Below are 12,624 nucleotides of genomic sequence, written 5' to 3'. Positions count from 1 at the left end.
CTTTGACGAACATGCCCGCTTGCGCGGGCATGTTGCATTCGATGATGACTTCAGTCAGTGACTGTCAGGTGTCGCGGCTTGCGCTCAGCTCAGCTTGCCGTGGCACTGCTTGAACTTCTTGCCGGATCCGCACGGGCACGGATCGTTGCGGCCGACCTTGGGCATGCCGGCAAGGGCCACATCGCCGCCCATCGCTGCCATTGCCGCCGCGGCCGTGCTCCGGCGCGCCAGCGACGCGTCCTCGACCGGCTCGCCGCCTCCGGCAAACTCGTCGTGCTTGTACTGCACGTTCTCCAGGTGCGACAGGCCTTCCTCGATCTGCTCCGACGCCTGCTCCAGTTGCTCCGGCGACTGGATCTGCACGTTGAAGATCACGCGCGTGACCTCGCTCTTGATCACGTCCAGCAGACGTGCGAACAGCTCGAACGACTCGCGCTTGTATTCCTGCTTGGGATCCTTTTGCGCATAGCCGCGCAGGTGGATGCCCTGGCGCAGGTGGTCCAGCGCCGCCAGATGCTCGCGCCAGTGCGTGTCGATGCTCTGCAGCATGACCGAACGTTCGAAGCCGGCAAACGACTCGCGGCCCACCTGGCCGACCTTGGCGTCGTAGTGTTCGCGCGCCGCGGCCATGATCAGGTTCAGCAGTTCCTCGTCCTCGATGCTTTGCGCGCCCTCGATGGTCTTGGCCAGCGGCACGTCCAGGCCCCAGTCGTCGCGCAGGCGCGCTTCCAGGCCCGCGACGTCCCACTGCTCTTCCATCGTATCGGCCGGCACGTGGTCGCGGAACAGCTCCACCAGCACGCTTTCGCGCAGGTTCGCCACCATCTCGCCGACGTCCTGCGATTCCAGCACATCGTTACGGAGCTTGTAGATCTCCTTGCGCTGGTCGTTGGCCACGTCGTCGTATTGCAGCAGTTGCTTGCGGATGTCGAAGTTGCGGCCTTCCACCTTGCGTTGCGCGGATTCGATGGAGCGGGTCACGATGCCCGCCTCGATCGGCTCGCCTTCCGGCATCTTCAGGCGTTCCATGATCGCGCGCACGCGATCGCCGGCGAAGATGCGCAGCAGCTGGTCGTCGAGCGACAGGTAGAAACGCGATGAACCCGGGTCACCCTGGCGACCGGCACGGCCACGCAGCTGATTGTCGATCCGGCGCGACTCATGGCGCTCGGTGCCCACGATGTGCAGGCCGCCCGCCGCCTTGACCTGATCGTGCAGCGACTGCCATTCATCCTTGAGCTGGGCGATGCGCACGGCCTTCTCGGCATCCGACAGATTCGCGTCGGCTTCGATGAAGCTCGCTTGCTTTTCCACATTGCCGCCCAGCACGATGTCGGTACCGCGACCGGCCATGTTGGTGGCGATGGTGACCATCTTGGGGCGGCCGGCCTGGGCCACGATTTCGGCCTCGCGGGCGTGCTGCTTCGCGTTGAGCACCTGGTGCGGCAGCTGTTCCTTGTTCAGCAGGTCCGACAGGTATTCGGACGTCTCGATCGATGTCGTGCCCACCAGCACCGGCTGGCCACGGTCGAAGCAATCGCGGATGTCGCGCACCACCGCGTCGTAGCGCTCCTTGGACGTCTTGTAGATCTGGTCCTGCATGTCCTTGCGCTGGGCCTGACGGTTGGTCGGGATCACGACCACTTCCAGGCCATAGATCTCCTGGAATTCATACGCTTCCGTATCGGCCGTGCCGGTCATGCCGGCCAGCTTCTCGTACATGCGGAAGTAGTTCTGGAACGTGATCGTGGCCAGCGTCTGGTTTTCCTGCTGGACGGTCACGCCTTCCTTCGCTTCCACGGCCTGGTGCAGGCCGTCGGACCAGCGGCGGCCCGTCATCAGGCGACCCGTGAATTCGTCGACGATCACCACCTCGTCGTTCTGCACCACATAGTGCTGGTCGCGGTGGAACAGGCTGTGCGCACGCAAGGCTGCGTACAGGTGGTGCATCAGCGTGATGTTCTGCGGCGCGTAGAGGGATTCGCCCTCGCCAATCAGGCCCTGTTCCGCCAGGATCTGCTCGGCCTTCTCGTGACCGGCCTCGGTCAGGTAGACCTGGTGGCCCTTCTCGTCCACGAAGTAGTCGCCCGGCTTTTCCACACCCGTGCCATCGGCCTTCTCTTCGCCGATCTGGCGCTCGAGCAGCCGGGGAATGTGGTTCATGCGCTGGTACAGGTCCGTCTGGTTCTCGGCCTGGCCGGAGATGATCAGCGGCGTGCGGGCTTCGTCGATCAGGATCGAGTCCACTTCATCGACGATCGCGTAGTTCAGTGGCCGCTGTACGCGCTGCGACGGGTCATAGACCATGTTGTCGCGCAGGTAGTCGAAACCGAACTCGTTGTTCGTGCCGTAGGTGATGTCGGCGTTGTAGGCAACCTGCTTCTCGTCGTGCGGCATCTGCGAGAGGTTCACGCCCACCGACAGGCCGAGGAAGTTATACAGGCGGCCCATCCACTCGGCATCGCGCTGTGCCAGGTAGTCGTTCACCGTCACCACGTGCACGCCCTTGCCCGTGATGGCGTTCAGGTACACCGGCAGCGTGGCGGTCAGGGTCTTGCCCTCGCCCGTACGCATTTCGGCGATCTTGTTGTCATTCAGGACCATGCCGCCAATCAGCTGCACGTCGAAGTGACGCATCTTCATGATGCGCTTGCTGGCCTCGCGGCAGACCGCGAAGGCCTCGGGCAGCAGCGAATCGATCGATTCGCCCCCGGCGTGACGCTGACGGAACGTCTCGGTCATGCCGCGCAGCTCGTCGTCCGACAGTTTCTCGAACTTCGGCTCAAGCGCGTTGATCTGCGCCACCGTGCGGCGGTATTGTTTGATCAGCCGTTCGTTGCGGCTGCCGAAGACTTTCTTGAGAAGGCCCGTGATCATCGAGTGCTTTCACCTGCGCGCGTAGCCCGAAGCGACCCGGGGCGACGGCGCGAGGAATGGGTGGATTGGCGCGAAACGCCGAGTTTATCATGTGCCGGTGTCGTGGCCGGGGCCACGCCGGCACCGATTCTGCGCAGGAGCAACAGCCGCCCGGACATCGGCCGGGTACCTTGCGGGTCAGGTTGGGACAATGGAGCCGACTTCAATGTTCCGCGCGGCAACAAGCGGCTACCGGATTGCCGTGCGATCGGTCGGTGCCGACGCCGCGGCCGTCAGGAAAGCGGTCGGGTTACGTGGCACACCATTCACATGCACCTCGAAGTGCAGGTGCGACCCGGTCGATCGCCCCGTGCTGCCCACCCGGGCAATCAGCTGGCCGGGCCGGACCAGATCCCCCACTTTCACCAGCGACTTCGACGCATGCGCGTAGCGCGTCTTGAGCCCGTTGCCGTGGTCGATGTCGATCATGTTCCCGTATTCGTGGTGCCATTCCGCCGCAACCACGACACCGCCGGCCGCTGCCACGATCGGCGTGCCGGGCGGCGCGACGAAGTCGACGCCATCGTGCTGGGTACGCCGGCCGGAGAAAGGGTCGATACGGGCGCCGAAGCTGGAGCCATCGTAGCCTGCGGCCACGGGCATCACGCTGGGGATGCGGTGCTCACGAAGCTGGCGATCCATCAACGTCCCCTCGATCACGTCGAAGTAATCCACGCGGTGATCGGCCTGTTCGCCAAGGCGTAGCAGTTCGTCGCGCAGTTCTGGCAGCGTCAGATCGCGCGAAGTCCCGGCGGGCGCCGGGCCGCCCCGGGCGGGGCGGTGACGGAAATCGAAGTCTTGCGGCGCGATGCCGGCCAGGCCGGAGACCCGCTCGCCGAGGGCATCCAGGCGGACCATCTGCGCCTGGAGCTCGCCCACGCGGGCGGCCAGCACGGCCAGGTTTTCACGCAGATAGGCGTTGTCGCGCGCCTGCCGCGAAAGCTCGGGCGCCGCGCTGGCGCGTGCCAGGAGCCAGGTCAGGCCGGACGATGCGGTCGCCACGAGAGCGCACAACAGCATGCCAAGCAGCACGGCACGTGGCCGTGTGAGCTGGAAACGGAACACCCGCGGCTCGCGCGGATGGAGCACGATGATTTGCATGACCTTACCCCCAACGCAAAAAAGGGCCTGAACGGCCCCGGCGCGCATGCGGGCGTGGCATCCCGGCTCTCGGACGGGCGGGATTGCGCGCTAGAATGCGCGCATGCGCATGTTCACTCACCACGCTCTCCAGACCCCGGCTGCCAAGCCGCTCAATGATTGGCTGGCAAAGTCCGGGCCGGTCTCGGCGCTGATGCAGACGGCGCGTGAACTGGCGTCACTGGAAGCGGAAGTCCTGTCACTCCTGCCGCGAGGCTTGCAGGCCGGAATCGCGGTGGCCGGGGTCAAACACGACAACCGCGGCCCACAGCCGGAAGCGACATTGCTGTTGCTGGCCGCGCATGGCGCGGCGGCCGCGCGGGTACGGCAAGTGGTGCCGACCCTACTTACCCGGCTGCAACAGCGGGGATCGCAGGTTACCGCAATCCGTGTACGGGTACAACCTGAGGTCGGGCGCGGGGACTGGGACGCCCCCCCGGTGGAGCGCAAACCTCGCGCCGCCAACATGGCCCCGGCCGGGCTGGCCAGCATGGATGCACTGGCCAGGAACCTGCCGGAATCGCCGCTCAAGGATGCCGTGGAGATGCTGCTCGCCCACCACCGCGGCCGCTGAAGGCTCGACTGGCAAGCCGCCCGCGACACGAAAGACCCGCACCAAAGCAAGACGGCCTCCCGAAGGAGGCCGTTCTCGTTTCCGCGCCGGCGCCAGGCCGGGCGGCGATCAGGCAAATGCTGGCTGGATCTGCGGCAGGAATGCCGCGGGCGCTTCTTCGACCTTGTCGAACGTCACGAACTCATACGCTTCCTGGTCCGCCAGCAGCGCACGCAGCAGCTGATTGTTCAGGCCGTGGCCGGACTTGTTGGCAATGTACGCGCCGATCAGCGGATGGCCGACTACATACAGATCGCCAATCGCGTCAAGGATCTTGTGGCGGACGAACTCGTCGCCATAGCGCAGTTCTTCGTTATTGAGCATGCGATGCTCGTCGAGCACGATCGCATTGTCTAGGCTGCCGCCGCGGGCCAGGCCCATTTCGCGCAGCGCTTCCACTTCATGCGCAAACCCGAACGTACGGGCGCGGGCGATCTCGCGCACATAGCTGGTGTCGGCAAAATCGATCGAGAACGCCTGGCCAGTCTTGTCGACGGCAGGGTGGCGGAAGTCGATCGTGAACGAGAGCTTGAAGCCAAAGAACGGCTCCAGCCGGGCCAGCTTGTCGCCCTCGCGGACTTCCACGGCCTTCTTCACGCGGATGAAACGCTTGGCGGCAGGTTGTTCCTCGATGCCGGCCGACTGCAGCAGAAACACGAACGACGCCGCGCTGCCATCCATGATCGGGATTTCTTCGGCGTCGACGTCGACATAGAGATTGTCGATACCGAGGCCGGCGCATGCCGACATCAGGTGCTCGACAGTGGAAACACGCGCACCATCCTTCTGCAGCACGGACGCCAGACGGGTGTCGCCAATGGCCGAGGCGGCCACGGGGATCTCGACCGCCTCGGGCAGGTCGACGCGGGTGAACACGATGCCGGCATCGGTCGGAGCCGGTCGCAGGGTCAGCGTCACTTTGCGACCCGAGTGCAAACCGATGCCGACCGTCTTCACCAGGGATTTGATGGTGCGCTGCTTGAGCATGACAGCCTCAACTATTATAAAAAGCTATTGGGCACAAATTCTAATAACGCAATGCTACCACTGCTCTGTGTATTGCGCTGCACCACTTTGTTTCGGGGTGTTATTCAGCGCCACAAAAGCATCTTTTACATCACTTTGTGCCCGATCAATCGTGTCAGGCGCGCAACGCCTGCAAGACGGATTCGGCGCTGCTGACCTTGAATTCGCCTAGGGCTTCCACGAACAGGTGCGTGACGACGCCGTCGTCGAGCACCATGGCGTAGCGCTGCGCGCGCACGCCCAGGCCGCGCTGGCTCAGGTCCTGGTCGAGGCCCAGGGCCTTGGCCCACTGTGCCGCGCCATCGCCCATCATGCGGACCTTGTCGCCGGCCTTCTGCTCACGGCCCCACGCGCCCATGACAAAGGCGTCGTTGACCGAATGGCACCAGATTTCGTCGATCCCTGCCGCGCGCAGCTCGTCATGCAGCTTCACGTAGCCGGGCACATGCTTGGCGGAGCAGGTCGGCGTGAACGCGCCGGGAAGACCGAACACCACGATCTTGCGGCCCTTGACCAGCTCGGCCACGGGGAACGCATTGGGGCCCAGCGCGCAGCCCTCGGTCTCGACATCGAAGAACTCGTACAGCGTTGCGTCCGGGACGCGTTGGCCTACAGCGATCATGGTATGGTTTCCTCCGTAAAAACCCTGCCTGCATCATAGGGGCGGATCCCGCCTCAACCAAGCGGGATCGCATTCAGGTGCTCAGGAAACACCTTGCTACAAAAACGCCGCGCGGCACGTCCTGAGACGCGCCGCGCGGGCGACTGCACATCCCGCCGCGGGAAGGCGGGAAACCAGTCCGGGGAGGCGGCCGATGGCCTGCCTGTCCCGGCAACGGGATGCGGGCTGACGTACTCCAGCGCGGGCGCGCGCAGCCGGGCACGCTGACGGGTTGCGTCAGTCCGGGCGAATGCCGAGCGGATAGGGAGCGCTCAGGCGTCGCCGAAAGGACCTTGGACAACCTGCCAGGCGTGCGGCCGCTGCCGCCGCCCTGCCGGGGCCCAACTCAGTCTGCCTGCTTGCGCAGGAAGGCCGGGATGTCGTACGTGTCCACACCCTTTTCTTGCAGCGCCGCCACGTGGGCGGATGCCGATTCCCGCGAGCTGCGCCATACCGCCGGCGTGTCCAGGCCGCTGTAGTCCGGGGTCGCATGCGCCGGAGCCGCGGTCATCCCGCCCATCATCTGCACCGGGATGTTGTCCGTGCCAGTCTTCAGCAGCGTCATCGGCTGCTGCTTCTTGGCCGAACGGCCCAGGCCCGTGGCCACCACGGTCACGCGCAGCGCATCGCTCATCGAGTCATCGTACACCGTACCGAAAATCACGGTCGCATCCTCCGCGGCGTAGCTGCGGATGGTGTTCATGACTTCCTTGGTCTCCGACAGCTTCAGCGAACGGCTGGCCGTGATGTTGACCAGCACGCCACGCGCGCCGGACAGGTCCACGCCTTCTAGCAGCGGGCTGGCCACGGCCTGCTCTGCGGCCAGGCGGGCGCGATCCACGCCGGACACGGTCGCCGTGCCCATCATGGCCTTGCCCTGCTCGCCCATCACCGTCTTCACGTCTTCGAAGTCGACGTTCACCAGACCGTCCACATTGATGATTTCGGCGATGCCGGCCACGGCGTTGTGCAGCACGTCATCGGCGCACTGGAAGCACTTGTCCATCTCGGCGTCGTCGCCCATGACCTCGAACAGCTTCTCGTTGAGCACGACGATCAGCGAGTCCACCGACGACTCAAGCTCGCTCGAGCCATGTTCGGCCACCTTGGCACGGCGTGCGCCTTCGAATTCGAACGGCTTGCTGACCACGCCCACGGTAAGGATGCCCATTTCTTTGGCCACCTGCGCCACGATCGGCGCGGCGCCGGTGCCGGTGCCGCCGCCCATGCCGGCAGTGATGAAGACCATGTGCGCACCACGCAGGGAATCGGCGATCTGCTCGCGAGCCTGCTCGGCGCAGTTGCGGCCGACTTCCGGCTTGGCGCCGGCGCCAAGGCCAGTGTTGCCAAGCTGCAGCACGCGCGATGCCGAGGAGCGCTTGAGCGCCTGGGCATCGGTGTTCATGCAGATGAATTCCACGCCCTGGACGCCACGGCTGATCATGTGCTGCACGGCGTTGCCGCCCGCGCCGCCCACGCCCACCACCTTGATGATGGTGCCGTCCTGCATCTCCGTTTCGATCATGTCAAAGTCCATCACTGCCTCCGAGAAGAATCAGTCCCCAAACGCTGCAGCCTCCCCGCCGCAACCCTTGGTTCCTGAACAAGAAACCAACAATAAGAAACCTGCTCAACGTGCCATCGCGCGATCCGCTGACCGCGGCGCATGGCGGATATCAACAAGCCTGACCTGCCACGGCATCAGAAGTTGCCGACAAACCATTCCTTCATGCGCGTCCACACCTGCTTGACGGAGCCACTCTGCACGGCCACCTTGCGGCCACGCATGCGTTGCACGCGGCCTTCCAGCAGCAGGCCCATCACGGTGGAGTAGCGCGGGCTCTTCACCACCTCGTGCAGGTTGCCGCGATATTCGGGCACGCCCACGCGCACGGGCTTCAGGAAAATGTCCTCGCCCAGCTCCACCATGCCCGGCATCATGGCCGTGCCGCCGGTGATCACCACGCCGGACGACAGCAGTTCCTCGTAGCCGGATTCACGCACCACCTGGTGCACCAGCGAATACAGTTCCTCGATGCGCGGCTCGATCACGGCGGCCAGCGCCTGGCGGGACAGCGTGCGCGTGCCGCGATCGCCCACGCCCGGCACTTCGATCATGTCTTCCGGGTCCGCAATCGCCTGTTTGGCGATGCCGTACTGGATCTTGATGTCCTCGGCATCGGGCGTCGGCGTGCGCAGCGCCATCGCGATGTCGTTGGTGATCTGGTCCCCGGCGATGGGAATCACGGCCGTATGCCGGATCGCGCCTTCGCTGAAGATGGCGATGTCGGTGGTGCCACCACCGATATCGACCAGCACCACGCCCAGTTCCTTCTCGTCTTCGGTCAGCACCGCCAGGCTCGAAGCCAGCGGCTGCAGGATCAGGTCGTGCACCTCCAGGCCACAGCGGCGCACGCACTTGACGATGTTCTGCGCCGCGCTGACCGCGCCCGTGACGATGTGGACCTTGACCTCCAGGCGGATGCCGCTCATGCCGATCGGCTCGCGCACATCTTCCTGGCCGTCGATGATGAATTCCTGCGTGAGGATGTGCAGGATCTGCTGGTCGGTCGGGATGTTGACCGCCTTGGCGGTCTCGATCACCCGGGCCACATCCGTCTGCGTGACCTCCTTGTCCTTGATTGCCACCATGCCGCTGGAGTTGAAGCTGCGAATGTGGCTGCCGGCGATGCCGGTGAAGACCTCGGCGATCTTGCAGTCCGCCATCAGCTCGGCTTCTTCGAGCGCGCGCTGGATGGACTGCACGGTGGCCTCGATATTGACCACGACCCCCTTCTTCAGACCCTTGGACTCGGACTGGCCCATCCCGATCACTTCGTAGCTGCCGTCGGGGCGCAGTTCCGCGACCACCGCCGCCACCTTCGAGGTGCCGATGTCGAGACCGACCAGTAAGTCCTTGTATTCCTTGCTCATCGGGTTTTCTCCGCGTTCTTGCTCTTGAGTCGCGTCGGATTGTTGTTGGTATTGCCGGCCGAAGCCGCCTGGGGGGTAACTGCCTTGGCCGCTGCCTTCGCTGCCGCGGCAGCCTGGGCATCGGTCAGGAATCGCACATTGGCTGCGCGGATGGAAAAGCCGTTGGGGTAGCGCAGGTCCGCGTACTCGACCTGCTTGCCCCATTGCTCCGTCACCTGCGGCCACGCCGCCACGAAGCGCTTGACCCGCGCCTCCATGGCAGCCCTGTCCTCGTCCGTCTGTTCGCGACCGAGTTCGATGACCATGCCGTTCGACAACTTCGCCCGCCATGCATAGCGGGACGACAACGCCACGGCCAGCGGCTCGACCTTCAGCGGGCGGAACCACTCGCGCATGATCTCCAGCTTCTCGACCACGTCCTCCTCGCTGTCCGGCGGTCCGTCCAGCGCCAGCAGCTGGGCATCCTCTTCGGCTTCGGCGGTGTTGGCCACGAACACCTCGCCATAGGTGTTGATCAGCCGTCCGCCGTCCGTGCTGCCCCAGGTGCCAAGGGCTTCATGCTCTTCGACTTCCACCGCCAGGCCGTTCGGCCATTCGCGGCGTACGCTGGCGTGGCGCACCCACGGCACCGACTCGAACGCCTGCCGCGCCGCATTCAGGTCCAGCGTGAAGAAATTGCCCGACAGCTTGCCCAGCGCGTTGGCCCGCACGCTCGGGCCGTTGACGTGCCGCAGCGGCTCGCCGCCCATCGACGTCAGGTCGACATGGGTAATGGCGAACACCGGCCGCTGGGCCAGCCACAGCAGGCCGGCAGCGAGCGCCATCAGCGCCACCAGCGCGTAGAGCGCTGAGGCGATGAGGTTGAGCAGGCGCGCGTTATGCCACATGTCGTCAGGTCGGGGCGGTCAGGCCGGTTCCGGTTATTGCTGCGTTATTCGGGCTTCCAGTGCTCGTTCGGATGCAGGTCCAGCGTGGCCTGGGCCACCACCTGCATGACAAAGTCCTCGTAGCTGATGCCCACCGCCCGCGCCGCCATCGGCACCAGCGAATGGCCGGTCATGCCCGGGGACGTATTCATTTCCAGCAGGTAAGGCTTGCCGTCGCGGGTCAGCATCACGTCTGCGCGGGCCCAGCCGCGGCATCCCAGCACCCGGAATGCCTCCACCGCCAACGCGCGCACTTCCTGTTCCAGTGCTTCAGGCAAAGTTGAGGGGCACAGGTATTGGGTATCGTCAGTAAAGTACTTATTTTGATAGTCGTAGTTCGACTCGGGCGCGACAATCTTGATAACGGGCAGCGCTTCGGCCGTCGGACCCTCCCCCACAACGGGGCAAGTCAACTCGGCGCCGTCGATGAACGACTCGGCGATGACGTCGTTATCGAGCGCGGCAGCGCGCTCGAAAGCGGCTCGCATCTGGTCGGCGGCAGTGACCTTGGTCAGGCCGATCGACGATCCCTCGCGCGCCGGCTTGACAATCAGCGGCAGGCCCAGGTCCACGACCACGGCGGCAAAGTCGGTATCCGCGTGCAGCATGGCAAAGCGCGGCGTGGGCAGGCCGTGGGTCATCCACAGCCGCTTGGTGGCCTGCTTGTCCATGGCCAGCGCGGACGGCAGCACCCCGCTTCCCGTGTAGGGCACGCCGAGTTGCTCCAGCAGGCCCTGGATCGTGCCATCCTCGCCATAGCGGCCGTGCAGCGCGATAAAGACGCGGTCGAACTTCGCGGCGGCCAGTTCCGCCACCGACTGCAGGCCCGGATCGAACGGGTGCGCATCCACGCCGCGCGACTTCAGCGCGGCAAGCACGCCATTGCCGGAGAGCAGCGAGATTTCGCGCTCGGCCGAGCGGCCGCCCAGCAGCACGCCAACCTTGCCCAGCGATTTCGGATCGATATTGGGATGGGCGACGAAGCTCATGCCTGGCCTCCTGCCTGTTGCTGGTGCGAGACCAGTTGTCCTGGCACCCCGCCGATCGTGCCGGCGCCCATGGTCACGACCACGTCGCCGGGCCGCACGGCATTCAGGATGGCCTGAGGCATATCCTCGATCTGCTCCACAAAAACGGGTTCCACCTTGTTCGCCACGCGCAGCGCACGGGTCATCGCGCGGCCATCGGCAGCCACGATCGGCGCTTCGCCAGCGGCATAGACCTCGGCGAGCAACAGCGCGTCGACGGTGCCGAGCACCTTGACGAAGTCCTCGAAGCAATCCCGCGTCCGCGTATAGCGGTGCGGCTGGAACGCCAGCACCAGCCGGCGGTCCGGGAACGCGCCGCGTGCGGCGGACAGCGTGGCGGCCATCTCCACCGGATGGTGGCCGTAGTCGTCGACCAGCGTGAACGTACCCTTGCCATCGCTCGTCGCCACCTCGCCATAGCGCTGGAAGCGGCGGCCCACGCCATGGAACTCCCGCAGCGCCTTGACGATGGCGGCGTCCGGCACCTCCAGTTCGGTGGCGATGGCGATGGCGGCCAGCGCGTTCTGCACGTTGTGCAAGCCCGGCAGGTTCAGCACCACGTCCAGTGGCGGCTCGGCGTGGCCGTTGAGCTGGCGCAGGACCGTGAAATGCATCTGGCCGTCCACGGCACGCGGATTGATGGCGCGCACCTGGGCATCTTCTGCAAAGCCGTAGCGCACCACCGGCTTGGACACGAACGGCAGGATCTCGCGCACGTTCGGGTCATCGACGCACAGCACGGCAATGCCATAGAACGGCAGGCGCTGGGTGAACTCCACGAACGCCTGCTTGAGCCGGGCAAAGTCATGCCCGTAGGTGTCCATGTGGTCCGCGTCGATGTTGGTGATGACTTCCATCACCGGGAACAGGTTCAGGAACGACGCATCCGATTCGTCCGCCTCGGCCACGATGAAATCGCCCGTGCCCAGCCGCGCGTTGGCACCGGCCGAGTTCAGCCGTCCACCGATCACGAAGGTCGGRTCGAGCCCGCCTTCGGCCAATACGGACGCCACCAGGCTGGTGGTGGTGGTCTTGCCGTGCGTGCCGGCGATGGCCACGCCCTGCTTCAGGCGCATCAGTTCGGCCAGCATCACCGCGCGCGGCACCACGGGGATGCGGCGGGCGCGGGCGGCCAGCACTTCGGGGTTGTCGTTGGTGACCGCGGTGGAGACCACCACGGCGTTGGCGCCCTCGACGTTGGCGGCGTCATGGCCGTGGGCCACGCGCGCGCCGAGCGAGGCCAGGCGCCGCGTGGCGGCATTGCTGCCGACGTCGGAGCCCGAGACCTTGTAGCCCAGGTTCAGCAGGACCTCGGCGATGCCGCTCATGCCGGCGCCCCCGATGCCTACGAAGTGGATGTTCTTGACGATGTGTTTCATT

At 65.3% G+C, this 12,624-nt stretch carries 10 protein-coding genes; 1 reads left to right on the top strand and 9 read right to left on the bottom strand.

Annotated elements, in window-relative coordinates:
• Positions 1 to 84: 84 nt before the first annotated feature.
• Both secA and AC1DOX_RS23690 read right to left on the bottom strand, forming a co-directional pair.
• Positions 85 to 2,877, bottom strand: coding sequence for a preprotein translocase subunit SecA (secA, locus tag AC1DOX_RS23695; protein ID WP_441621559.1), 2,793 nt, complete (start codon positions 2,875 to 2,877; stop codon positions 85 to 87).
• A gap of 228 nt (positions 2,878 to 3,105) precedes the next feature.
• Complete coding sequence (locus tag AC1DOX_RS23690; RefSeq protein ID WP_441621557.1) at positions 3,106 to 4,017, bottom strand: M23 family metallopeptidase; 912 nt, start codon at positions 4,015 to 4,017, stop codon at positions 3,106 to 3,108.
• Between the two features lie 103 nt (positions 4,018 to 4,120).
• Here AC1DOX_RS23690 and AC1DOX_RS23685 point away from each other — a divergent pair, with 103 nt between their 5' ends.
• On the top strand, positions 4,121 to 4,630 hold the full coding sequence (locus AC1DOX_RS23685; protein ID WP_441621555.1) for a DciA family protein: 510 nt from the start codon (positions 4,121 to 4,123) through the stop codon (positions 4,628 to 4,630).
• 108 nt (positions 4,631 to 4,738) lie between these two features.
• Here the strand turns inward: AC1DOX_RS23685 and lpxC are convergent, their stop codons facing one another.
• The 7 genes from lpxC to murC form a co-directional block, all read right to left on the bottom strand.
• Complete coding sequence (gene lpxC / locus AC1DOX_RS23680) at positions 4,739 to 5,656, bottom strand: UDP-3-O-acyl-N-acetylglucosamine deacetylase (protein WP_092142060.1); 918 nt, start codon at positions 5,654 to 5,656, stop codon at positions 4,739 to 4,741.
• Between the two features lie 154 nt (positions 5,657 to 5,810).
• Positions 5,811 to 6,317 carry a peroxiredoxin gene (locus AC1DOX_RS23675; protein WP_441621553.1) on the bottom strand — a complete coding sequence of 169 codons (507 nt, stop codon included), beginning with the start codon at positions 6,315 to 6,317 and terminating at the stop codon, positions 5,811 to 5,813.
• 385 nt (positions 6,318 to 6,702) lie between these two features.
• Entirely contained in the window at positions 6,703 to 7,893 is a 1,191-nt protein-coding gene (gene ftsZ / locus AC1DOX_RS23670; RefSeq protein ID WP_092142056.1) for a cell division protein FtsZ, read from the bottom strand.
• A 164-nt stretch (positions 7,894 to 8,057) separates the two neighbouring features.
• Complete coding sequence (ftsA, locus tag AC1DOX_RS23665; protein ID WP_477101518.1) at positions 8,058 to 9,290, bottom strand: cell division protein FtsA; 1,233 nt, start codon at positions 9,288 to 9,290, stop codon at positions 8,058 to 8,060.
• Positions 9,287 to 10,177: a cell division protein FtsQ/DivIB gene (locus AC1DOX_RS23660; protein ID WP_092142052.1), complete on the bottom strand. Its 891-nt coding sequence runs from the start codon at positions 10,175 to 10,177 to the stop codon at positions 9,287 to 9,289. Before AC1DOX_RS23660 ends, ftsA begins: the two co-directional genes overlap by 4 nt.
• A 44-nt stretch (positions 10,178 to 10,221) precedes the next feature.
• On the bottom strand, positions 10,222 to 11,205 hold the full coding sequence (locus tag AC1DOX_RS23655) for a D-alanine--D-alanine ligase (protein WP_441621548.1): 984 nt from the start codon (positions 11,203 to 11,205) through the stop codon (positions 10,222 to 10,224).
• Positions 11,202 to 12,623, bottom strand: a complete 1,422-nt coding sequence (gene murC, locus AC1DOX_RS23650; protein WP_092142048.1) for a UDP-N-acetylmuramate--L-alanine ligase — start codon at positions 12,621 to 12,623, stop codon at positions 11,202 to 11,204. Before murC ends, AC1DOX_RS23655 begins: the two co-directional genes overlap by 4 nt.
• Position 12,624 lies beyond the last annotated feature (1 nt).

The sequence above is a fragment of the Cupriavidus sp. 01L415 genome, from assembly GCF_056400065.1.
The sequence above is the reverse complement of the archived record's forward strand: the minus strand, read 5'-3'. Positions and strand labels throughout refer to the sequence as shown.

Bases quoted from the DNA above. Each gene is read 5' to 3' on its own strand.
- AC1DOX_RS23655 (WP_441621548.1), bottom strand. From the start codon at position 11,205: ATGAGCTTCGTCGCCCATCCCAATATCGATCCGAAATCGCTGGGCAAG.
- AC1DOX_RS23685 (WP_441621555.1), top strand. From the start codon at position 4,121: ATGCGCATGTTCACTCACCACGCTCTCCAGACCCCGGCTGCCAAGCCG.
- AC1DOX_RS23660 (WP_092142052.1), bottom strand. From the start codon at position 10,177: ATGTGGCATAACGCGCGCCTGCTCAACCTCATCGCCTCAGCGCTCTAC.
- AC1DOX_RS23675 (WP_441621553.1), bottom strand. From the start codon at position 6,317: ATGATCGCTGTAGGCCAACGCGTCCCGGACGCAACGCTGTACGAGTTC.
- ftsA (WP_477101518.1), bottom strand. From the start codon at position 9,290: ATGAGCAAGGAATACAAGGACTTACTGGTCGGTCTCGACATCGGCACC.
- lpxC (WP_092142060.1), bottom strand. From the start codon at position 5,656: ATGCTCAAGCAGCGCACCATCAAATCCCTGGTGAAGACGGTCGGCATC.
- secA (WP_441621559.1), bottom strand. From the start codon at position 2,877: ATGATCACGGGCCTTCTCAAGAAAGTCTTCGGCAGCCGCAACGAACGG.
- AC1DOX_RS23690 (WP_441621557.1), bottom strand. From the start codon at position 4,017: ATGCAAATCATCGTGCTCCATCCGCGCGAGCCGCGGGTGTTCCGTTTC.
- ftsZ (WP_092142056.1), bottom strand. From the start codon at position 7,893: ATGGACTTTGACATGATCGAAACGGAGATGCAGGACGGCACCATCATC.